The sequence below is a fragment of the Simplicispira hankyongi genome, assembly GCF_003570885.1.
In the GTDB taxonomy this organism is placed as follows: domain Bacteria; phylum Pseudomonadota; class Gammaproteobacteria; order Burkholderiales; family Burkholderiaceae_C; genus Simplicispira; species Simplicispira hankyongi.
In genome coordinates this window covers 51,234-73,014 of the sequence record NZ_QXJC01000006.1, presented here as the reverse complement: position 1 = coordinate 73,014, position 21,781 = coordinate 51,234, and the positions used below count along the sequence as shown (strand labels likewise).

The following is a 21,781-nucleotide window of genomic DNA, read 5'->3' as shown; positions in this document are numbered from 1 at the left end:
AACGCCGCAGACCGCCCGAGCTACGGATGCGCGGCGCGTGAGGGGCTTGTTCAGCATTGCCTTAATGCCCTCAGAACGGCTTGACCACCACCAGCACGACGATGGCCAGCAGCAGCAGCACGGGCATTTCATTGAACCAGCGGAACCAGCGGTGGCTGTGCGTGTTCTGCTCGGCGCCAAATTTGCGCAGCAGCACCCCGCAGGCGTGGTGGTAGCCGAGCACCAGCAGCACCAGGGCCAGCTTGGCATGCAGCCAGCCATTGCCCGGCCCTCTGCCGATACCATAGCCCAGCCACAGCCACAGGCCGAGCCCCACGGCCGGCACCGCCAGCAGCGTGGTGAAGCGCATGAGCTTTTTCGCCATTAGCATCAGGCGCTCACGCTCGGCGACCGAGCCGGGCGAGACCATGGCCAGATTGACGAAGATGCGCGGCAGGTAGAACAAACCAGCAAACCAGCTGGTGACGAAAACGATGTGGAGAGATTTGACCCAAAGCATGGGGGCAGTTTAGGCGCCCCGGTGCATCTTGCGGGACTGGTGCACAATTTTCGTATGCATCTCTCCAGCCCAGCCCCCTTTCCTACCGCACGTCCGCGCCGCCTGCGCCGCGACGCTTTCACCCGCAACCTGGTGCGCGAGCACCGGCTCACGGCGCACGACCTGATCTACCCGGTGTTCGTGCACGAAGGCCAAAACATCCGCCAGGCCGTGCCCTCCATGCCCGGCGTGGACCGCCTCAGCCTGGACCTGCTGCTGCCTGTGGCGGAGGAATGCGCCACGCTCGGGATTCCGGTGATGGCGCTGTTCCCCTCGATCGACGCGGCGCTCAAGACGCCGGACGGCAAGGAGGCGCTCAACCCGGATGGCCTGATCCCGCGCGTGGTGCGGGCCCTCAAAAAGGAATTCCCCGGCCTTGGCGTGATGACCGACGTGGCGCTCGACCCCTACACCAGCCACGGCCAGGACGGCCTGCTGGACGACACCGGCTACATCCTCAACGACGTAACGGTGGAAATGCTGACCGGCCAGGCACTCACGCACGCCGAGGCGGGCGTGGACATCGTCGCACCCAGCGACATGATGGATGGGCGCATTGGCGCCATTCGCAACGCGCTGGAAGCCCACGGCCACATCCACACCCGCATCATGGCCTACAGTGCCAAGTACGCCAGCGCCTTCTACGGCCCGTTCCGCGATGCGGTGGGCACGCGCGGCGCCCTGGGCAAAGCCGACAAGAACTGCTACCAGATGGACCCCGGCAACACCGACGAGGCACTGCGCGAAGTGGCGATCGACATCGCCGAAGGCGCCGACATGGTCATGGTCAAGCCCGGCATGCCCTACCTGGACGTGGTGCGCCGCGTGAAGGACGAGTTCAAGGTGCCCACCTTCGCCTACCAGGTGTCCGGCGAATACGCCATGCTCAAGGCCGCCGCGCACAACGGCTGGTTGGACCACGACGCGGTGATGATGGAGAGCCTGCTGGCCTTCAAGCGCGCAGGGGCCGACGGCGTGCTGACGTACTTCGCGCGGGACGCTGCACGCTTACTCCTGAATCGATAGCTGGTTGCGCAATACCAACGGGCGCTAGGGAGCCTCTGCACGAATCGTCGCGCCGTGTGCATCTGCGGCCTCGGGCGATCTGCAGCGTTGCAAATCCTCGCGATAGCTACGGCTATCGCTGCGGTTTGCGCCTTGCAGCTCATCCCGATCCGCAGCGCCCACTTGCCACGCGATTCGTGCAGAGGCTCCCTAGAGGCCAATTTGACTGTTATTTTGGCGCCATGATCCACCAACGAAGCCCCCCGCCACCGTCGCTGCTGGCCATGGCGGGCACGGTGCTGTTCTATATGGCAGTGGCCGAGGCCACGGCCATGCCCCTGCCCGGTCAGGGGTTGGAGCAACTGCTGCAACCGGCCAGCGGGCTGGCCTTGGTGCTGCTGGTTGTGGGTGGGCAGCAACTGGCGCCGGCCCTCTTCATCGGCAGCCTGCTCAGCGGGCTGCTGGCGGGCAATGCGCCGCTGGCCGCGCTGGCCGCAGCGCTGGGCACCGTCACGGCGGCCTGGCTCTCTTGCGCGCTCCTGCTGCGGCAGCCAGATTTTGACAAGGACCATCCCAACTTCAGGATCATTCGGCATGTGCTGCTGTGGGTGTGCGGTGCCGGGGCCGGGGCCGGCGCGCTGGTGGCCAGCACGGGGTTGCTCCTGGCGGGAGAAATCGCCCCCTCCGCCTGGACCGAGCATCTCCTGCATTGGTGGCTGGGGTGCTCGCTGGGCAGCCTGCTGATCGCGCCCATGGCCCTGTCCTACCGACGGACGCTGCGCTTCCCGGAACCCCTGCGCCATGTGGGCGAAGGCATTCTGGTCTGGCTTCTGGCCATGGCTTGCGCTGTCGCCATTTTCGGCAGCACGCACAACCCGGTACTGGCCTCGCTGGCCAACGCCTACTGGATGTTCCTGTTCGTGACCTGGTCGGGCGTGCGCCTGGGTCTGCTCTCCACCACGGCGTTGCTGTGCATGATCGCGCTGCAGGCTCTGTGGGGCACCTACCAGCGCACCGGCTTCTTTGCCCGCGACATCGCCGTCAACCACGGTTTTGGTTACTGGTCGTACATGGTGATCCTGGCGGTGGTGGGACTGTCGCTGGCGGCCTACATCGCCGAGCGCAGGCGCCAGAAAGCCGCACTGCGCGTGGCGGCCATCGCCTTCGAATGCCAGGAGGGCATGCTCATCACCGATGCGCAGGGCGTGATCCTGCAGGCCAACCAGTCGTTCCTGCAGATGTCGGGCTATGAGGCCCACGAGGTATTGGGCAAGACCCCTCATTTCCTGTTGTCCGTGACGGACGCGCCCCCCGAAGGGCCCGCACAGACCGCGCTGGATTTTTCCCCCCAGCAGGCCGTGCAGCGCAGGCAATGGCACCAGCGCAAGTCCGGCGAGGTCTACCCCGCCTGGATCACGCTGAGCCCCGTCAAGGATCTGCAAGCGCACACCACGCACTACGTGGTGACCATGACCGACATCACCACCTTGCTTCAGCAGGAAGCACAGCGCCGCAAGATGGAGCAGGCGCAGCGTGAAGCCCTGGTGCAGGAAGTGCACCACCGCATCAAGAACAACCTGCAGGGCATCATGGGCATGCTGCGTACGCTCGACCAACAGCACCCCGATCTGCACGGCCCCATCACCCAGGTCATCGGGCAGATTCACAGCATCGCCGTCATCCACGGCCTGCAAGGCCGCGCCAACGCCGACCAGGTGCGGCTGTGCGAGCTGACTTGTGCCGTGGCGGCGGGCATTGAATCGCTCTGGCACACCCCCATCCATGTGGACATTCCCACGCCATGGCAGGTATGCCGCATCAACCCCACCGAGGCCGTTCCCGTGGCGCTGGTGCTCAACGAGCTGATGCTCAACGCTGTCAAGCATGGTGGCAAGCAGCACCAGGATGTCCAGGTCGTGCTACGCAAGGGAGCGCAACCGGACCATGTCCACATCACCATCGCCAACCCCGGACAATGGCCTGCATCGCCACCTTCTGCCAAGGGCGGGCACAGCCTGGTGTCGGCGCTCATGCCCCGCAGCGGCGCCACCGTAACACGCACGCAGGAGGCCGACCGGGCCGTGCTGCGCCTGGAATTTTCCCCGCCCGTCATCCATCTCGAACCAGCGCCGCTTGCACCATGACCGAATCTGCCTCCGCTCCCACGCCCACACACCTGCTGTTGGTGGATGATGACCGCCTCATCCTCGCCACGCTGTCGAGCGGATTGCAGGACATGGGCTACCAGGTCAGCACCGCTGAATCCGTGGACGATGCCGAGGCGCTATTGACCGGTGGGCTACGACCAGACTTGGCCATTGTCGATGTGCGCATGCCGGGCCGCGATGGAATGGAACTGGCCGACCGCCTGCGCAACCTGGACCACATCCCGTTTCTGATGCTCAGCGCCTTCAGCGACACCCAGAATGTTGAGCGTGCTTCGGGTTTTGGCGCGCTGGGCTACCTGGTCAAGCCAATGGACGTGGTCCAAATCCGGCCCACCATAGAAGCCGCGTTGCAGCGGGCCCAGGAAATTGACCAGCTGCGCCAGTCCCGTGCCCAACTGCAGGAGGCGCTTGATGGCGACCGCAGCATCAACGTGGCCACCGGCATCACCATGATGCAGTACCGGTTGCCGCGCACCGCTGCGTTCGAGCTGCTGCGCTCGGCTGCACGCTCGCAGCGGCGCAAGCTGGCCGAGCTGGCCAAGGAAGTGATCGACACCAGCGACCGCTTGCACACGGTGACAAAACCGTGACACGAATCAAGGGTTTACCCTTATTAATGGTTACAAGCTCATACAACAAAATCCCCAGCTCTGGCTCACGCCTGCCCCGCCCCGCAGCCTGAGCCCTTGAGGCCCCGAACACGCCTCGCACCCTGCCACGGCCTTGCGCCCGTGGGCACAGGCCAATGTTCGGTTCCTCTACAACCCTTCCCGTACCCACCGTGCACCTGCGTGCACGCATGGCCAGGCGATGACCGGCGCTCCGCTTGCGCACGATGCTGCGCCGTGGCCGTCCACGCCCGGCTCGCCGCAGGGCATGGGGTACAGCCTGTTTTCGCATTTCCGCATTGGCACGCGCCTGGCAGTCTTGATGGTGCTGGCGGCAACGATCAGCGCCCTGCTGGCGGCCATGGGCATCCGGGGGCTAGCGGCGGCCAACGAAAGCCTGCGCACGGTGTACGAGGAGCGCATGGCCCCGGTGCGAAGCCTGGGGCAGATTACCCACCTGATGCTCTCCAACCAGCTTCAGCTGCAGATGGCGCTGGCTCCCCCCCACGCAGCAGGCAGCACGGCGCGGGCCACCTTACAGCCAGACCTGGCACGCAGTGCGGCACAGGCCATAGAGCACAACATGCTCGCCATCGACCGACTCTGGGCCCCCTATGCCGCCACACCGAAGGCGCCGCAGGAAGCCGCGCTGGCAGAACACTTTGCCCACCAGCGCGCAGCCTACCTGCGCGAGGCGGTAAAGCCTGCCATCGACGCGCTGCGCAGCCTGGACTACGCAGGCGCCCAGCACCTGGCCGACACAGCGCGCACGCTGTACGAGCGCGCCAGCCCGGACATCCAGGCTTTAACCGACCTGCAGTTCGAGCTGGCCCATGCCACCTACGAGGCGGGCATACAACGCCACGCGCAAACACGCCAACTGGCGCTGGGCGCGCTGCTGGCCTCCATGGCCTTGCTCGGGTTCCTGGGTGCCATGCTGATCCGATCGATCGTCCGTCCCCTGCAGCAGGTCAGTGCCGTGTTCCGCAAAATTGCCGCCGGGCAACTGGACTCACTCATCGTCGTCGAGGGCAAGGACGAAATCAGCACGCTGCTCTTCGAGTTGCGCGCCATGCAGTCGCGCCTTGCCACCAACGAAAAGGCGATTCATGAGCTGGCGTATTTCGACCCCTTGACCCATTTGCCCAATCGGCGCCTGCTGCGCGACCGCATCCAGAGGGCGCTGGACGCCAGCGGCCAGGACGACCAGCATCGCGCGGTGCTGCTGCTGGATCTGGACAACTTCAAAACCATCAACGACACACTGGGGCACGAAGTAGGCGACCAGTACCTGGTGGAGATGGCCTGCCGCTTTCGCGAGGTCGCGCGCGCGCCCCATTCGGTCGCGCGCATCGGTGGCGATGAATTCGTCGTCTTGATGGACGACCTGCCCACCGCGGAAGCACAGGCCCTTGCGCAGGCCGATACCCTGGCGCGGCAGCTGCTGGCCAGTGCCGCCCGGCCCTGCCTCTTGCAAGGGCAGATGCACCACGGAAGCGCCAGCATCGGCATCTGCCTGTTTCGACGCGGCAACGCCAGCATCCATGAACTGCTCAAGCGGTCCGACACGGCCATGTACCAGGCCAAGAACGCCGGGCGCAACAGCTACCGCCTGTTCGACCCTGCCTTGCAGGCCGATGTGGAAACCCGTGCGGCCCTGGAAACCGCCCTGCGCGATGCGATCAGCGAAGGCCAGCTGGCCCTGCATTTCCAGGTGCAAGTCGACCACGGTGGACAAGCGCTGGGGGCCGAAGTGCTGCTGCGCTGGGAGCACCCCGTGTACGGCCATGTGCCACCCGCACAGTTCATTCCTATCGCGGAAGCCTCCGGACTCATCCTGCCCATTGGAGAGTGGGTGCTGCAGCAGGCCTGCGCGCAACTCGGGGCGTGGGCGGAGCAATCCCAGACCCGGCACCTGGAACTGGCCGTCAACGTCAGTGCAAGGCAGTTCCGGCACCCGGATTTCGTGTCCCAGGTGTGCGAGGCCCTCAAACAGTCTGGCGCGCCGCCCACCCGCCTGGTGCTGGAGTTGACCGAAAGCCTGGTGCTCCACGACGTTGCCGATACCGTGGCCAAGATGCAGGCCCTGCGCCGACATGGCGTGCGCTTCGCGCTGGACGACTTTGGCACGGGCTACTCGTCCCTGGCGCACCTCAGGCGACTGCCGCTGCACCAGCTCAAGATCGACCGCAGCTTTGTGCAGGACATCGTCATTGAACCGGGCGATGCGGCCATCGTCCAGACCATCATCGGCATGGCCCGCAACCTCGGCCTGAGCGTGATCGCCGAGGGCGTGGAAACGCAGGCGCAACGCCTTGCCCTGCAGCGGCTCGACTGCACGGTCTTCCAGGGTTTCCTGTTCGGTCGCCCGCAGCCGCTGAGCGCATTCGAGACCTGGCTGGCCCAGCCCCCCACCCCCATTTCCCTTTTTGCAACGGCCCTTGCAGTGCCACTCAACCCAAGAGAGTTTTCATGAACCGTTTCAAAATCTCGACCCGTGTTGCCGTCCTGGCCGGCCTTTTGTCTCTGCTGCTCCTGGGCATTGGGGGCCTGGGCCTGTGGGGTCTGGCCCAGACCAACCAGGCGCTGCGTTCCCTGTACCAGGACAACCTGGTGACAACGTCGGAGGTGCACCAGATCGAGGCCCTGTTGCTGCGCAACCGTCTGGCGCTGGCCGTGGCCCAGGTGACGCCCGATGCCGCCACCATCCAGTCCAGCACCACCGAGGTGGAAAACAACATTGCAGCCATCACCCGCCTCTGGGACGGCTACCTTGCGCGCCCCCACAGCGCGGAAGAAGCCGCACTGGCCCAACGCTTCACGCAAGACCGCAAGCGCTTTGTGCAAGAGGGCCTTTTGGTGACCGTGGCTGCGCTCAAGGCCAACGACATGCCCGCAGCAGAACGCGCCGTGGTAGAGAAAATTCGCCCCTTGTATGCCCCGGTGGGCGACGAGATCAAGGCCATGATTGCCATCCAGTTCGAGGCCGCCCGCAAGGCCGCCGAAGCCGCCGATACGCGCTACGCCACGATTCGCGCCGCAGCGGTGGCCTCCATTCTTTCCGGCCTGCTGTTTGCCGCACTGTTCGCGGCCGCCCTGGTGCGCGGCATTTCCCGTTCCCTGGGATACGCCATCGGCGTGGCCCAGACCATCGCCCAAGGCGACCTGACCCGCCCGGTCACGGTGCAGGGCCAGGACGAAGCCGCCCAGGTGCTGCACGCACTGGGCGCCATGCAGCAGCAACTGACCGGCATCGTCACCCACATCCGCGAAGGCGGTGAGAGCCTGGCCAGCGCATCGGCGCAGATTTCGTCGGGCAACCACGACCTGGCCAGCCGCACCGAACAGCAGGCCAGCGCCCTGGAACAGACGGCGGCCGCCATGGAGCAGCTCAACGCCACGGTGCACCAGAACGCCGACAACGCCCGCCAGGCGCAGCAGTTGTCGGCCAGCGCCAGCGCAGTGGCCGTCAAGGGCGGCGAGGTCATGGGCCAGGTGGTCAGCACGATGCGCGAGATCCATACCTCCTCGGGGAAAATCGCCGACATCATTGGCGTGATCGACGGCATCGCCTTCCAGACCAACATCCTGGCGCTCAATGCGGCCGTGGAAGCCGCACGGGCCGGCGAACAGGGCCGTGGTTTTGCCGTCGTGGCCACCGAGGTGCGGGCCCTTGCCAAGCGCTCGGCCGATGCGGCCAAGGAAATCAAGACGCTCATCAGCTCCAGCGTGGAGCGCGTGGGCAAGGGCACCGAACTGGTGAACACGGCCGGCACCACCATGCAGGAAGCCGTCACCGCCATCCAGCGCGTGACCACCCTGATGACCGACATCAGCGCTGCCACCGCAGAGCAAAGCAGCGGCATGGGGCAGATCGGCGAGGCGGTGCAGCACCTGGACCAGACCACCCAGCAGAATGCTTCGCTGGTGGAAGAACTGTCGGCCGCGGCACGCAGTCTGCAGGATCAGGCCCAGGGCCAGGTACAGACCATCGCCGTATTCACGCTGCCGCGCGATCAAGGGCCCACCAGCGGCACGGCTGCCGCGTCGCCCAGACGGTTGCCGACACCCACAAGGATGGCTGCCCTGGCGGGCGCACCGCATCCCTTGGCAGCGGCGTCCTGAGTTCCAGCAAAATCTCTTCGAAAAGCATAGCTGCAAGCGCTTACCAGTAAAGCGCTAGAGCCTCTTTTTCCTCATATTTCCCATGCGAACAGAGGCGGCCCACGGCTCCGTACGCAGGGGCGCTAGCCCAGCCGATTACAGGCAATCCCTGGAACGCTACAGCCAGCCAACCTTGCGAAACCGCCGGTACAGCACCAGGCCCGCGATGACGATGGCGCCCAGAGCCGCCGGGTAGCCGTAGCGCCACTTGAGTTCGGGCATGACCTCGAAGTTCATGCCCCAGATACCGGCCATGGCAGTGGAGACGGCAAAGATGGCCGCCCAGGCCGCCAAGCGCTTGTTCGTTTCGGATTCCTCAATCGCCACCATCGACAGGTTCACCTGGATGGCCGTGCCGATGGTGTCGCGGATGGTGTCGATGGAGCCGTTGATGCGCGCCAGATGGTCGTGCACATCGCGGAAATACTCCTGCGTGCTGGCGAAAACCGGTGGCACGCGCCCGCCGTGCAGCTTGTTGAGCATCTCCAGGAGCGGCGCCACCGCGTGGCGCAGCACGGCACTGCGGTGCTTCAGGTCGTACAGCCGCTCAATGTTGCCGCGCGCCGCGCCAGCGGCAAATATCTGCTCCTCGATGCCTTCGAGCTCGGCTTCGAGCAGGTCGATCACCGGGAAGTACCGGTCCACCACCGCATCCATCAGCGCGTACAGCACAAACCCCGAGCCGCGCTCCAGCAAAAGCGGCTCGCGCTCGCAGCGCTCACGCACCCCCAGAAACCCGTGCCGACTGCGGCTGCGCGCCGAGAGGATGAAGTTTTTTCCGACAAACACCGCGACTTCCCCCACGGCCAGGTCGTCGTCGGCAGGCTCAACCAGGTGCATGACCACGAACACCATGTCGCCATACTCTTCGATCTTCGGGCGCTGGTGGCCTTTGAGCGCGTCTTCCACCGCCAGTTCGTGCAGGCCGAATTCGCGCTGCATCTGCGCCAGCTCCTCTGCACTCGGGTCGAGCAGCGCGACCCAGACAAAGGCCTCGGGCTCCTTGAGCCAATGGGCAATCTGGTCCGTACCGATATCGGCCAGCTTGCGGCCGTGTTCGTAAGCAACGCAGTTGATGAGCATGGTGACAGGCTGTGGGTGGGCCACTCAGGCGCTGGCCAGCGCCGCTTCGATATCGCCGGCCAGGTTCTCGGGCGCTTCCTGCGGCGCGTAGCGGCGGATCACCTGGCCATCGGTCCCGACCAGAAACTTGGTGAAGTTCCATTTGATCGCCTTGCTGCCCAAGAGTCCGGGCGCCTCAGCGGCAAGCCACCGGTACAGCGGGCTGGCGGCGGCGCCATTGACGTCGATCTTGGCCATCATGGGAAAACTCACCCCGTAGTTGAGCGCGCAGAACGAGGCAATCTCCTCGTTGCTGCCCGGGTCTTGCCCGGCAAACTGGTTGCACGGAAAACCCAGCACAACCAGGCCTTTGCCGCCGTACTCGCGGTGCAAGGCCTCCAGCCCCTTGAACTGCGGCGTGAAGCCGCAGGCGCTCGCCGTGTTGACGATCAGCAGCACCTGGCCGCGGTAGTTCGACAGCGGCACGGTGCTGCCGTCCATCTGCAAAGCGTCAAAGTCGTAGGCGGTCTGGGCCATGGGGTCCTCTCAGGGTGAATGGTCCATGGTAGCCGCGCCGCGCGTTGCTTGCTGCCGGCGCCGTGGCAGCAGCGCCAGCAAGGCTGCCAGCACGATCAGCGCGCCGCCGGCCAGCATGCGCGGCGCCAACTGTGCGGCGCCCATCAGCCAGGAGGAGGCACTGGCAAACAGCACTTCGCTGAGCATGACCAGCGCCGTGGTGCCGGCGGCCAGGCGAGCGGCCCCGTACTGCAGGCCCAGGTTGCCCAGCATGAACGCCAGCGCCAGGCCGGCCGCCACCCACAGCCAGCCGGCCGCCGGCGCAGGCGGTGCGCTGGCCAGCGCAAGCCCTGTGGCGGCGCAGGCACCGACCGTTGCCATGACAAAACCGCCACTGAACATGGCCACCATGCGGTCGCGCTCAGGCGTCTGGTTGAAGCGGCGCAGGAAGACGTTGGTCAGCGCAAAGCAAAACCCTCCCGCCACCGCCAGCACGTCGGTGGCCGAGAGACCGCTGGCCAGCCGGGAGAGCGGCGCGCCCGGCGGCACCACCACCAGCGCCACACCGGCAAAGGCCAGCAGCAGTCGCAGCAGCGCCAGCGGCGTTGGCGGCTCATCCAGCAACCACCAGGCGAGCAGCACCGACCAGGCGGGCATCAGATAGAACAGCAGCACCACACGCACCACATCGCCCAGCGCCACCGCCCAGTTGAAGCAGATGTTGGTCAGCCCCGCTGCAGCGGCAAGCAGCCACAGTTTCGGCGTGCGCACAAAGCTCAGCGCGCTGGCGGGAAGCGCCACCACCAGCACCATGAGAACCGCCAGGTAGACCAGCGCCGTGGCCCACAGCGGGTGCAGGCCGGCGGCGTTGAGCGTGCGCAGCGGCCACCAGGAGCAGCCCCAGACCAGGGCATTGAACAGCAGGGCGAAAACGGGCAGCGCGCGGGGCATCAAAATATGAAATAAAAATGGGTCTAGCGCTTATCTGTAAAGCGCATACAGCTATCAAAATTATAGTTTTCTTGGCCCCCTGCGCTGCGCAGGGTCGGGACGCGTCAAACGTGCGTATCCTGGCGCGCAATCTGCAGCAGGTGCTCCAGCTCTTCGGTATGGTGGCGGCAGTTGTACTGGTGCCAGCGCTGGATCAGCCACATGGCGCCGGCCACGACAAGGCCGAACACCGCTATCGCACCAAACACCGACAGCCCAAGTTTGAGGGAGAGGCTGTAGAACGCGCCCATTCCCAGCGTCGCCGCCTGCTCGTTGAAGTTCTGCACGGCAATCGAGCGCCCCGAGCCCATGAGGTTGTGGCCCCGGTGCTGCAGCAGGGCATTCATGGGCACCACCAGAAAGCCACCCAGCCCCCCCAGCACGATCAGAAAAGGCACGGCCAACCAGATGCTGTGGATGAAGATCATCACGATCAGCAGAACGCCCATGGCAATGCCCATGGGAATCACGCGGGTGGCGCACTCCAGCCGCATGCGCATCGAGGCCAGTACCGCGCCCGCCGCCGTCCCAACGGCCACCACGCCAATCAGCGCCGAGGCCTGCGTGGTGCTGTAGCCCAGCGCCACCCCGGCCCAGACCAGCACGATCAACTTGAGATTGCTGCTCGCACCCCAAAACAGCGTGGTGGTCGAGAGCGAGATCTGCCCCAGGCAGTCGCGCCAGAGGCGCGCGTTGCACGACCAGAAGTCGGGCACCAGCGCGAGCGCGCTGGCCAGTGCGCCCGACTGCACCGTGCGGCGCAAGGGCCGCATTTCAACACCGGTGTGCGGAATGCGCAGGTTGAACCACGCGGCAACGGCGTACACCGCAATCAAGGCCGCAATCGCCGCTTCGGCTGGCGTGTTCACGCCGGTGTCGATCAGCGGCAAATCAAATTGCAGCAGCAGGCCCGAGAGCTTGTGCCCGACCAGCTGACCGCCCAGCAGAAGACCCAGAATGATGGACGCAATCGTGAGCCCCTCGATCCAGCCATTGGCCTTGACGAGTTGCGAGGTCGGCAACAACTCGGTGAGGATGCCGTACTTGGCTGGCGAATAGGCTGCAGCGCCCAGCCCCACCACGGCGTACGCCACCAGGGGGTGCGAGCCGAACAGCATCATGATGCAGCCGACGATCTTGATGGCATTGCTGATGAACATCACCCATCCCTTGGGCAGTGCATCGGCAAAGGCGCCCACGAACGGCGCCAGCACCACGTAGAACAGGGCGAACATCGGCACCAGGGCCGCACGCTGCCACTCTGGGGAACCTCCGGCGCGCAGCAATTCCACCGCGGCGACGAAAAGTGCGTTGTCGGCCAGCGAGCTGAAAAACTGCGCCGACATGATGGTGTAGAAACCGCGCTTCATCGAATGGCTGAAAGGGTCATCTGGCAGTCGAATGACCAAGTGTGAACGGGTCGCCTGGCAAGAAGCGGCGGTTATATCACGCAGCCTTTTGTTATGAAGACCCTGCCCGAGGCAGGAGGAGTGCCAAAATCATGCCCTTTGCGAGACCCTCGCGCCTGCCCGCCATGCCCCGTCCCATTTGCGCCCACATCCACACCGCCGCCCTCGCCGCCAATCTTGGGCGCGCACGCCGCGCCGCGCCCGACGCGCGGGTGTGGGCCGTGGTCAAAGCCAACGCCTATGGCCATGGCATCGAGCGGGTATTTGAGGCGCTGCGCGCCGCCGACGGTTTTGCCCTGCTTGACCTTGCCGAGGCCGAGCGCGTGCGGCACCTGGGCTGGCGCGGCCCCATCCTGCTGCTCGAAGGCGTCTTCGAGCCGCGCGACCTGGAACTGTGCTCGCGCCTCTCACTCTGGCACGCGGTGCACTGCGACGAGCAGATCGACATGCTGGCGGCGCACAAGACACAGGCACCGCAGCGCGTCTTCCTCAAGCTCAATTCCGGCATGAACCGGCTGGGCTTCGCGCCAGCGCGCTACCGCAGCGCCTGGGCGCGCCTGAATGCGCTGACGCAGGTGGACGAGATTTCGCACATGACGCATTTCTCCGACGCCGACGGCCCGCGCGGCATTGCCGAACAGTGGCAGGCGTTTTGCGCCGCCACGCAAGATCTGCCGGGCGAGCGCAGCGTTTGCAACAGCGCCGCCATCCTGCGCCACGCAGGCGATGCGCGTGTGCGCGGCGACTGGGTGCGCGCCGGCATTGCGCTCTATGGCAGCGCGCCCGACTTCCCCGAGCACAGTGCCGCCACCTGGGAACTGGCCCCCACCATGACGCTGTCCACACGCCTCATTGGCCTGCAGCACCTGCAGGCCGGCGACAGCGTCGGCTACGGCTCGCGCTTTCGGGCCGAAGCGCCCATGCGCATTGGCGTCGCCGCCTGCGGCTATGCCGACGGCTACCCGCGCCACGCCGACACCGGCACACCGGTGCTGGTGGAGGGGGTGCGCACGCGGCTGGTGGGGCGCGTCAGCATGGACATGGTCACGGTAGACCTGGAACCTGTCTTCGCCGCCGGCCTGGCACCGGGCTTTGGCGCCGAAGTCACGTTATGGGGCCGCGCATCGGGCGGCGCCGTGCTGGCCATCGACGAAGTGGCGCAGGCAGCGGGGACCGTGGGCTACGAGTTGATGTGCGCACTGGCGCCGCGCGTGCCGGTCCACCAGGGCTGATCAGACGGCCCTTCACCCTCTGAGAAAAGCTGCCGTTACGCAAGACTGCGTAAGGGAATTCGTGAATTAATGTAACGGTCGCCGTGCCGTACATTGGGTTTTCCCGGAGCTGGCGCCGCCCTTGCTCCTTTTCCCGAGGAGATTCCCATGGCACCCCCTGCTGCCTACAACCGTTCCGTGGCCCGCCGTCTGACAGGTCTGGCCATCGCGCTGGTGACTGTCGTGCTGGTATTGGTCGGCTTGGCCATTTCGGTGCTGACCGAGCGCAGCACGCGCGCCCAGGTGGTGCAAAGCGTGGCCGACACGACGCAAAGCGTGGCCAATGCGCTGAACGCCGCCGACGCCACCAACCGCGAACTGGTGCAGCGCACCATGAAGGGCTTCCAGCGCTACTTCGACGCCAACATGGCACTGGACGAAGCCACCGGCGAGCTGCGCAGCTATGGCGCCCTCGTCAACGACGACCACGGCTCGGTGGATCGCTTTGCCAACGAAACCGGCGGCGTTGCCAGGGTGTACGTGCGCAAGGGCAATGGGTTCACGAGCATCACCAGCTCGGTCAAGGATGCACAGGGCACGCGGGAAACGGCAAGCCCGCTGGCCGGCCCGGCCCTCACGGCCGCCCTGGCGGGCAAGGCCTGGACAGGGCGCACCGTGGTGGCCGGCAAGCCCTACATGGGCTACTACCTGCCGATGCAGGACGCGGGCAAAAAGACGATTGCCTTGCTCTTCATCGGCAACGACATCGGCGTGATGGAACAAATGCAGCAAAAGCAGGTCGCCCAGACGCAGTTCTTCGCGCATGGCGGCACCTACGTGATCGACCCGCGTGACAAGCCCAGCGATGCGGTGTTTGTCGCCCATCCCACGGCACGCGGAAAACGGGTGCTGGAAGCCTTCCCACAGGCCGGCCCACTGCTTGAAGCGCTCGCCGCCGCGCCGGACGGTTATGTCCGCCACGCCGCCAGTCTGCTGGGGAACGACGACAAAGATCCCTGGGCGCTGCTGCGCAAAACCGGCCCCGATGGCCTGTGGGTGGTCGCCGAAGTGCCGGACGCCGAAGCCATGGCGAGCCAGCGCCCGGTGCTGGTCGCCGTCTGGAGTCTCATTGCCGTTGCTGTCGCGCTCCTGGGCGCCGGGCTGTTCGCCATGCTGCGCCGCGGTGTCAGCCGGCCCCTGCGCCAGCTGACCCAGGCGGTCACGCTGGTGGCCCAGGGCGACTTGACGCAAGCCTTCCACACCAATCAGCGCGATGAAATCGGCGCACTGGTGCAAGAGGTCGATGGCATGCGCCTGCACTATCTGCAAATGCTGCAGGAAGTGCGCACCGCCGTTGACAACATCACCACCGCCAGCGCCGAGATTGCCAGCGGCAACCAGGACTTGTCGGCACGCACCGAACAGACCGCCAGCAGCCTGCAGACCACCGCGCAAAGCATGGAACAGCTCACGGCCACGGTGCGCCAATCGGCCGACGCGGCGCACCAGGCCAACCAGTTGGCGGGCTCTGCGGCGGAAGTGGCGGCGCGCGGCGGCCAGGTGGTCGGCGAGGTGGTGACCACCATGGGAGAGATCAACCAAAGCTCGCGCCGCATCGCCGACATCATCAGCGTGATCGACGGCATTGCCTTCCAGACCAACATTCTGGCGCTCAACGCTGCCGTCGAGGCGGCACGCGCCGGCGAGCAGGGCCGGGGCTTTGCGGTGGTGGCAAGCGAGGTGCGCAGCCTCGCAGGCCGCTCGGCCGAAGCAGCGCGCGAAATCAAGGCGCTCATTGGCGCATCGGTCGACAAGGTCGAATCGGGCGCGCGCCTGGTGCAAAACGCCGGTACCACCATGGACGAGATCGTTGGCTCGGTGCAGCGCGTGGGCGACATCATCAGCGAAATCACGGCGGCCGCGTCTGAACAGTCCGACGGCATTGGCCAGGTCAACCAGGCCGTCAACCAGCTCGACCAGATGACACAGCAGAACGCCGCGCTGGTGGAGCAATCGGCTGCCGCTGCACAAAGCCTGCGCGACCAGGCAGAGCGCCTGGCAGGCGCCATAGAGGTGTTCAAGCTGGGTGATGCGCCAGGGGATGGCCGCGCCCTCGGGGCTCCTGCGCAGCACCCCGTGCTGTTGGCCCCGCATGGGGCCGAACACACCGCCGCCTGAGCCCCCACGTCCTTGCAATTTGTCCCCCATACTTAAGGATGTTCTGCATCGCTCTACGCGGGAGGGTGTAGTGCGGATCGGGATGGGGTGCCAGGCGTGTTTCACAGCCCATAGCCGGGGCTATTGGCTGTGAAACGGAGCGACGCAGACCGCCCGAGTCCGTGCTATCGCACGCCGCGAGGAGTTATGCAAGACGTCCTTAAGGCCCTGGACCGACACACCTTTCTCCTTCATGTACGCAGATGTTCCGACCTTGATGGCCACCATCCTGCTGGCCTCGCTGACCATGGCGGCGGTGATGGTGGTGGTGGGGTGGGGCATGCGGCGCGAAGGGCTGCAGCTATGGGCCGGGGGCCTGGCCGTCCATGCGGCGGGGTATCTGTTTCTCGCATTGCGCGGCCAAATGGACCAGACTCTGTCGATCCTGGCGGGCAATGCGCTGACCTCGCTGGCCTTGGCGCTGCTGCTTGCGGCGGTGGGGCGCTTTTACGGAGCGCACCACCGCTGGCTGGCACTGATGGCACCGCCTGCACTGCTGCTCGTGGGCCTTTCCTTGCTGCTGGAGAACTACAGCGCCCGTGTGATCTTGAGCGGCACCCTGTACGCAGCGCAGGCCGGTGCCGTGGCAGTGGCGCTCTACCGGCGCCGGAACGAAACGGTAGGCCGCGGCGCGCGCCTGGTCACGGCGGGGATGGCGGTGGAAGCCCTGCTCATGGCACTGCGCGCGGCCGGTGCAGGCGCTCAGGGAGCGGATCGCCTGCTGCAAACCGGAGCCCTCCAGACACTCACTTTTTTTGGCACCTTTATCGTGCTGCTGGTGACATCGCTCGGTTTTATCTTCATGACAAAAGAGCGCGCCGATGAGGCCAATCGCCTTCTGGCGGCGGCCGACCCCCTGACAGGGGCCGCCAATCGCCGCGCCATCATAGAAGCCCTGGACCGTGATATCGGCCGCGCCATCCGCACGCGCGAGCCCTTGGCCCTGATGATGATCGATATCGACCATTTCAAGCGCGTCAACGATATTCATGGCCATCTGGCAGGCGACGCCGTGTTGCGCAGCCTTGTGAGCCTGATTCGCCAACGCATCCGCACGCAGGATATCGTCGGCCGCTACGGCGGTGAAGAGTTCCTCGTGGTGCTCCCCGACACCTCGCTGGCCGGCGTCCAGCGCCTGGCCCAAGACCTTTGCAACGCCGCCGCGGCGCATGCCACGTCGTACTCCGGCCAGCGAATCACCGTGACCATCAGCATTGGCGTGTTCGGCGGCCGCCTGGAGCCGGGCGACAGCTGGGATTTGCTGATTCACGCAGCCGACCGCGCGCTCTACCGCGCCAAAGATGCCGGACGCAACCGGGTCGAAACGACCCCAGTCCTGCCGCGCGCAGGCACGGCCAGCCCCCACCCGGAAACCTTCCCCGCTACCTTGCAATAGCACGCCGGCACGCCGCGCGGCAGCGTGCGAGCCCCGCCTGTGGTGCAATGGGCGACTTGTCTCGCCCCGAAGGAGTCCGCCATGAACGCCCGCATTGCCCCCGCCCAGCTGCAACCCGCCCAGGCCCTGGAACGCATCAGCCAGGTCTGGGACGAACACATCCTGCCCCAGCTCACCGACTACATCCGCATTCCCGCCAAGTCGCCCATGTTCGCGCCCGACTGGGAGCAGCAGGGCCTACTCGATGCCGTGGTCCGCAATGCCGCCGATTGGGTGCTGGCGCAAAAAATCGACGGACTCGCGCTTGAAATCGTGCGCCTGCCCGGGCGTACCCCGGTGCTGTTCTTTGAAGTAGCGGCGACGCAAGCGCCATCCGGCCAGAGCGTGCTGATGTACGGCCACCTGGACAAGCAGCCCGAATTTTCCGGCTGGCGTGCAGACCTCGGCCCCTGGACGCCCAAGTACGAGGACGGCAAGCTCTACGGGCGCGGCGGCGCAGACGACGGCTACGCGGTGTACGCCAGCATTGCGGCTGTGCAGGAGCTCAAACGCCAGGGTGTGCCGCACCCGCGTATTGTCGGTTTGATAGAAACCAGCGAAGAAAGCGGCTCGCGCGACCTGCTGCCCACCATCGACGCCCTCAAAACCCGTCTTGGCGACATCGCCCTGGTGGTCTGCCTCGACTCCGGCGCGGGCAATTACGACCAGCTCTGGCTCACCACCAGCCTGCGCGGCATGGTGGCCGGCACGCTCAAGGTCGAGATCCTCACCGAAGGCGTGCACTCGGGCGACGCTTCGGGTCTGGTGCCCTCCTCGTTTCGCGTCATGCGCCAGGTGCTTGACCGGCTGGAAGACAGCGCCACCGGCCGGCTGCTGCCGGCGAGCTTTCACTGCGAAGTTCCCGCAGAGCGCCTGGCGCAGGCACGCGCCACGGCGGCCATTCTGGGCCAGGAGATCACGCAGCGCTTTCCCTGGGCGCACTACGACTGCGGCGGCAGCACCGCCTTTGCCCTGCCGACCACGCAGGACCCGGTGCAGGCCCTGCTCAAGCGCACCTGGGAGCCCACGCTGAGCGTCACCGGCGCCGAGGGCTTTCCCGCCTTGCAGGACGCCGGCAACGTGCTGCGCCCCTACACGGCCTTCAAGCTCAGCCTGCGTCTGCCCCCGCTGGTGGATGCCGCGCAGTGCGTGCAGGACATGAAAGCCCTGCTGGAAGACAACGCCCCCTACCAGGCCAAAGTGACCTGGCAGGGCGCCAGCGGCGCCAATGGCTGGAACGCACCCGAGACCTCTCCCTGGTTCGAAGACGCGCTCAACGCTGCCAGCCAGGCACATTTCGGCGCACCGTGCGGCCACATCGGCCAGGGCGGCACGATTCCGCTGATGGGCATGCTGAGCAAAGGCTTCCCCAAGGCGCAGATGATGGTCTGCGGCGTACTCGGGCCGCGCAGCAATGCGCACGGCCCAAACGAATTCCTGCATGTGCCCTACGCCAAGCGGCTCACCGCTGCAGTGGCGCAGGTCATCGCCGCCATGCCCTGATTGGGCCTGCGCCAGCATTGGCGAGAACCCCTATCATGCGGAAACCCTGTCGCCGACACGACCAGCCTGCGCTGCTTGCAAGACCCCCATGTTCGACTTTCCCGCCGCCACGATGCTTCCCTTCACCGCCAGCGACGGCGAAAACCTCGCGCTCTACGACTGGCCGCTGCCCGAAGGCAGCCCGCGCCGCGGCACCGTGCTGCTGGTGCACGGCCTTGGTGAGCACGCCGGCCGCTACGGCCATGTCGCGCAACACCTCAATGCCTGGGGCTTTGCCGTACGCGCCTACGACCAGTACGGCCATGGCCGCTCGAGCGGCCCGCGCGGCGGGCTGAACCACGACAGCCGCCTGCTCGACGATCTGGCCGATTTGGTGGACGCGACGCGCAAGCGCATGGCACCGGGCGAGCCGCTGGTGCTGCTCGGCCACAGCCTGGGCGGCCTGGTGGCGGCACGCTTTGTCTCGCTGCACCTGCGATCCGTGGACGCGCTGGTGCTCTCTTCCCCGGCGCTCGATACGGGGCTGTCGGGGTTTCAAAAGCTGCTGTTGGCAACCCTGCCGCGCCTGGCGCCGAATTTGCGCGTGGGCAACGGGCTTGATGTGCAGGCGCTGTCGCACGACCCTGCCGTGGTGGCCGCCTACCAGGCCGACCCGCTGTGCCACGACCGCATCAGCGCGCGCCTGGGCCGCTTCATTGCCGAAGCTGGCCCAGCGACGCTGGCACGCGCGCCGCACTGGAGCGTGCCCACCCTGCTGCTCTGGGCCGGCGCCGACCGCCTGGTGCGGCCTGCAGGCAGCGCCGCCTTTGTGGCTGCAGCGCCAGTGGCCGTGGTGCAGTCGCAATGCTTTGCGGGGCTGTACCACGAGCTGTTCAATGAGCGCGATGCAGCGCCGGTATTTGCCGTACTGCGCCAATGGCTGGATGTGCACTGCCGCTAAGAGCCTGTTCAAAGCCGCTCCAGGCAAATATTTTGCGGCGAAATTCGGCTCTAGCGCTTATGTGGTAAGCGCCAACAGCTATGCTCTTTGAAGCAAACCACCCAACATTCCCATCAAATCACTGGCATTGCCCAGGCCGCCTGCAGGGGCCTGGCCCTGGGGCGTGAGATGGTCAACCAGGCCGGGCAGCACCTGCGCCAGGCTGGAAGCCGCTTCGCCAGGGTTCAGCCCCATCCGGGCACCGAGTTGCGATACGGCATCGGGCCCCAGTGCCTGCGTGACTTGGTCGCCCGTCACGGGCTGGTTGGCGCCCGTGCCCAACCACGAGGCCACCACATCGCCCAGCCCCGCTTGCTGAAATTTTGCCACCAGGCCGCCCAGGCCACCGTGCCCGCCATCGTCGGCCAGCATGCCCATGACGGCGTGCACCACCTGGGGATTGTTGGCCGCCAGAGCCACCAGACCGCTCAGCGCGCCCAAGGCACCTTCCGTACGCTCGCCTTGCGACTGCGCGTTCATCACCGAACCCAAGACCGAATCAAGCAAACCCATAACGGACTCCTTAAAACAAGCGAACAAGCGCCAAGTGTGCCCCGATGAGGGAGCCGCCGCTTGTCCGCTCCTAGACCGACGGCTGCAGGCGCCGCTGGCGCGCCATCAACCACAGGAGCGCCCCGCCGGTAAGGCACAAGGGCGGCAGAGATGCCAGATTCAGCCAGTTCCAGCCGCTGGTGGTCACCAGGGCCCCAGAAGCCAGCGAGGTGACGGCCATGGTGGCAAAGACGAAGAAGTTGATGGCGCCCTGCGCCCGGTCTTTTTCCTCCTTCCGGTAGGCGGTCAGCGCCAGGGTGGTGCTGCCGGTGAAGAGAAAATTCCAGCCCACGCCGAGCAGGAACAGCGCTGCGGTGAAATGGGCGATCTCCTGCCCCGACAGCGCGATGCCCACACACACCAGATTGAGCAACACACCCAGAAACATGACCGGCAGCGTGCCCACCCGTTTGATGAGGTGGCCGGTGAAAAACCCCGGCGCAAACATGCCGATCACGTGCCATTCGAGCACCAGGGCAGCCGAGTCAAAGCCAAAGCCGCAGACCTGCATGGCCAGCGGCGTGGCCGCCATCAGCAGGTTCATCACGCCGTAGCCCAGCGCCGCGCCCAGCACCGCCACCGCAAAGACCGGCTGGCGCAGCAATTCGCTGAGCGGGCGACCGGCGGGCAACGGCGTAGCGCCAGGCGTGGGCTTGGGCAGGGCTTCGAACCGCACGCCGGCCATGCAGACCATGGCGAGCAAGGCCACCAGCATCAGCGCCATGTAGGCGCCGGCAAACGGCACGGGAAACAGGTTGCGCGTGCCGCTCGCCAGGTTCGGCCCTGCCACGGCGCCCAGCAAACCGCCGGCCAGCACCAGCGAAACGGCCTTTTCACGAAACGCCGATGCGGTCAGCTCGGCTGCGGCAAAGCGGTACAACTGGCCATTGGCGTTGTAATAGCCAGCAATGACCGTCGCGGCGCACAGCAGCCAGAAGTTGGCACTAAAAGCCGCCCAGGCGCACAGCGCTGCCGATAAAAAGGCGACCGCCAGCCCGAGCTGGAACGAGCCGCGCCGCCCCCAGCGCGCCTGGCTGGCCGCGACCAGCGGCGTCGAGAGCGCGCCGCCCACCACATAACCCATGACCGGCAGTGTCGCCATCCAGCCAAACGGCGCCAGTTGCAGGCCCACGAGCCCATTGATGGCGATGAAGACCACGTTGTTGGTCATCAGGAGGCCCTGGCACAGGGCGAGCAGCCAAAGATTTTTCTTCATGGGGGTCGTCATCCTGGAACCGGCCGTTGATCGCTCGTTATCGTCTGAAAAGTCGCATGGCGACCGGCATGGTTGGCTTCGTTGGCGCGCCCCTCTGGGGCAGACAGCGCTAGGCACCCACCAGCACCACGCTGGCCGCACCATGCGGCGTTTCTAGAACCATTCTGCGGGGCCGCGGCTGTCTTTGTCCGTCGTGTGGGCGCCGAGG

The 21,781-nt window shown here is 66.1% G+C and carries 17 protein-coding genes; 10 read left to right on the top strand and 7 right to left on the bottom strand.

All coding sequences use genetic code 11. The annotated features are described in order from the left end of the window. Positions 1-70 precede the first annotated feature (70 nt). Entirely contained in the window at positions 71-499 is a 429-nt protein-coding gene (locus D3F03_RS13590; RefSeq protein WP_119109974.1) for a CopD family protein, read from the bottom strand. Between the two features lie 54 nt (positions 500-553). Between D3F03_RS13590 and hemB the strand changes: the two genes are divergently transcribed. The 5 genes from hemB (at position 554) to D3F03_RS17515 (ending at position 8,444) form a co-directional block, all read left to right on the top strand. Continuing rightward, positions 554-1,564: a porphobilinogen synthase gene (gene hemB / locus D3F03_RS13585; RefSeq protein ID WP_119109973.1), complete on the top strand. Its 1,011-nt coding sequence runs from the start codon at positions 554-556 to the stop codon at positions 1,562-1,564. A 221-nt stretch (positions 1,565-1,785) separates the two neighbouring features. Further along, positions 1,786-3,687 (top strand): PAS domain S-box protein, encoded by a 1,902-nt coding sequence (locus D3F03_RS13580; protein ID WP_119109972.1) that lies wholly within the window; start codon positions 1,786-1,788, stop codon positions 3,685-3,687. Further along, the gene (locus tag D3F03_RS13575; protein WP_119109971.1) at positions 3,684-4,301 is read left to right on the top strand and encodes an ANTAR domain-containing response regulator; all 618 of its coding nucleotides are present in this window, start codon (positions 3,684-3,686) and stop codon (positions 4,299-4,301) included. The genes D3F03_RS13580 and D3F03_RS13575 overlap by 4 nt, the downstream gene beginning before the upstream one ends. Before the next feature lie 220 nt (positions 4,302-4,521). Further along, the gene (locus D3F03_RS13570) at positions 4,522-6,795 is read left to right on the top strand and encodes a putative bifunctional diguanylate cyclase/phosphodiesterase (protein WP_119109970.1); all 2,274 of its coding nucleotides are present in this window, start codon (positions 4,522-4,524) and stop codon (positions 6,793-6,795) included. Continuing rightward, positions 6,792-8,444, top strand: coding sequence for a methyl-accepting chemotaxis protein (locus D3F03_RS17515; protein ID WP_119109969.1), 1,653 nt, complete (start codon positions 6,792-6,794; stop codon positions 8,442-8,444). Before D3F03_RS13570 ends, D3F03_RS17515 begins: the two co-directional genes overlap by 4 nt. Before the next feature lie 156 nt (positions 8,445-8,600). Here D3F03_RS17515 and corA read toward each other — a convergent pair whose 3' ends face one another. The 4 genes from corA to lplT all read right to left on the bottom strand — a co-directional run bounded on the left by corA (position 8,601) and on the right by lplT (position 12,421). Next, positions 8,601-9,566 (bottom strand): magnesium/cobalt transporter CorA, encoded by a 966-nt coding sequence (gene corA / locus D3F03_RS13560; RefSeq protein ID WP_119109968.1) that lies wholly within the window; start codon positions 9,564-9,566, stop codon positions 8,601-8,603. Positions 9,567-9,590: 24 nt separating this feature from the next. Beyond that, the gene (locus D3F03_RS13555; RefSeq protein ID WP_119109967.1) at positions 9,591-10,082 is read right to left on the bottom strand and encodes a glutathione peroxidase; all 492 of its coding nucleotides are present in this window, start codon (positions 10,080-10,082) and stop codon (positions 9,591-9,593) included. 9 nt (positions 10,083-10,091) lie between these two features. Next, positions 10,092-11,012, bottom strand: a complete 921-nt coding sequence (locus tag D3F03_RS13550) for a DMT family transporter (RefSeq protein ID WP_119109966.1) — start codon at positions 11,010-11,012, stop codon at positions 10,092-10,094. 104 nt (positions 11,013-11,116) lie between these two features. Next, positions 11,117-12,421: a lysophospholipid transporter LplT gene (lplT, locus tag D3F03_RS13545; protein ID WP_119109965.1), complete on the bottom strand. Its 1,305-nt coding sequence runs from the start codon at positions 12,419-12,421 to the stop codon at positions 11,117-11,119. Between the two features lie 164 nt (positions 12,422-12,585). Between lplT and alr the strand changes: the two genes are divergently transcribed. From alr to D3F03_RS13520, 5 genes are all read left to right on the top strand, one after another. Further along, complete coding sequence (gene alr / locus D3F03_RS13540) at positions 12,586-13,692, top strand: alanine racemase (RefSeq protein ID WP_119109964.1); 1,107 nt, start codon at positions 12,586-12,588, stop codon at positions 13,690-13,692. A 147-nt stretch (positions 13,693-13,839) separates the two neighbouring features. Beyond that, on the top strand, positions 13,840-15,849 hold the full coding sequence (locus D3F03_RS13535) for a methyl-accepting chemotaxis protein (RefSeq protein WP_119109963.1): 2,010 nt from the start codon (positions 13,840-13,842) through the stop codon (positions 15,847-15,849). Between the two features lie 232 nt (positions 15,850-16,081). After that, positions 16,082-17,284 (top strand): GGDEF domain-containing protein, encoded by a 1,203-nt coding sequence (locus D3F03_RS13530; protein WP_119109962.1) that lies wholly within the window; start codon positions 16,082-16,084, stop codon positions 17,282-17,284. A gap of 81 nt (positions 17,285-17,365) precedes the next feature. Next, the gene (locus tag D3F03_RS13525; RefSeq protein WP_119109961.1) at positions 17,366-18,826 is read left to right on the top strand and encodes a M20 family metallopeptidase; all 1,461 of its coding nucleotides are present in this window, start codon (positions 17,366-17,368) and stop codon (positions 18,824-18,826) included. Between the two features lie 88 nt (positions 18,827-18,914). Next, positions 18,915-19,766 (top strand): alpha/beta hydrolase, encoded by an 852-nt coding sequence (locus D3F03_RS13520; RefSeq protein ID WP_119109960.1) that lies wholly within the window; start codon positions 18,915-18,917, stop codon positions 19,764-19,766. Positions 19,767-19,844: 78 nt separating this feature from the next. Here the strand turns inward: D3F03_RS13520 and D3F03_RS13515 are convergent, their stop codons facing one another. Then, positions 19,845-20,318 carry a YidB family protein gene (locus D3F03_RS13515; protein ID WP_119109959.1) on the bottom strand — a complete coding sequence of 158 codons (474 nt, stop codon included), beginning with the start codon at positions 20,316-20,318 and terminating at the stop codon, positions 19,845-19,847. A 70-nt stretch (positions 20,319-20,388) separates the two neighbouring features. Next, complete coding sequence (locus D3F03_RS13510) at positions 20,389-21,573, bottom strand: MFS transporter (RefSeq protein WP_119109988.1); 1,185 nt, start codon at positions 21,571-21,573, stop codon at positions 20,389-20,391. Positions 21,574-21,781 lie beyond the last annotated feature (208 nt).

Coding starts and splice junctions, on each gene's coding strand:
- D3F03_RS13590 (WP_119109974.1), bottom strand. CDS start 499: ATGCTTTGGGTCAAATCTCTCCACATCGTTTTCGTCACCAGCTGGTTT.
- hemB (WP_119109973.1), top strand. CDS start 554: ATGCATCTCTCCAGCCCAGCCCCCTTTCCTACCGCACGTCCGCGCCGC.
- D3F03_RS13580 (WP_119109972.1), top strand. CDS start 1,786: ATGATCCACCAACGAAGCCCCCCGCCACCGTCGCTGCTGGCCATGGCG.
- D3F03_RS13575 (WP_119109971.1), top strand. CDS start 3,684: ATGACCGAATCTGCCTCCGCTCCCACGCCCACACACCTGCTGTTGGTG.
- D3F03_RS13570 (WP_119109970.1), top strand. CDS start 4,522: ATGACCGGCGCTCCGCTTGCGCACGATGCTGCGCCGTGGCCGTCCACG.
- D3F03_RS17515 (WP_119109969.1), top strand. CDS start 6,792: ATGAACCGTTTCAAAATCTCGACCCGTGTTGCCGTCCTGGCCGGCCTT.
- corA (WP_119109968.1), bottom strand. CDS start 9,566: ATGCTCATCAACTGCGTTGCTTACGAACACGGCCGCAAGCTGGCCGAT.
- D3F03_RS13555 (WP_119109967.1), bottom strand. CDS start 10,082: ATGGCCCAGACCGCCTACGACTTTGACGCTTTGCAGATGGACGGCAGC.
- D3F03_RS13550 (WP_119109966.1), bottom strand. CDS start 11,012: ATGCCCCGCGCGCTGCCCGTTTTCGCCCTGCTGTTCAATGCCCTGGTC.
- lplT (WP_119109965.1), bottom strand. CDS start 12,421: ATGAAGCGCGGTTTCTACACCATCATGTCGGCGCAGTTTTTCAGCTCG.
- alr (WP_119109964.1), top strand. CDS start 12,586: ATGCCCCGTCCCATTTGCGCCCACATCCACACCGCCGCCCTCGCCGCC.
- D3F03_RS13535 (WP_119109963.1), top strand. CDS start 13,840: ATGGCACCCCCTGCTGCCTACAACCGTTCCGTGGCCCGCCGTCTGACA.
- D3F03_RS13530 (WP_119109962.1), top strand. CDS start 16,082: ATGTACGCAGATGTTCCGACCTTGATGGCCACCATCCTGCTGGCCTCG.
- D3F03_RS13525 (WP_119109961.1), top strand. CDS start 17,366: ATGAACGCCCGCATTGCCCCCGCCCAGCTGCAACCCGCCCAGGCCCTG.
- D3F03_RS13520 (WP_119109960.1), top strand. CDS start 18,915: ATGTTCGACTTTCCCGCCGCCACGATGCTTCCCTTCACCGCCAGCGAC.
- D3F03_RS13515 (WP_119109959.1), bottom strand. CDS start 20,318: ATGGGTTTGCTTGATTCGGTCTTGGGTTCGGTGATGAACGCGCAGTCG.
- D3F03_RS13510 (WP_119109988.1), bottom strand. CDS start 21,573: ATGAAGAAAAATCTTTGGCTGCTCGCCCTGTGCCAGGGCCTCCTGATG.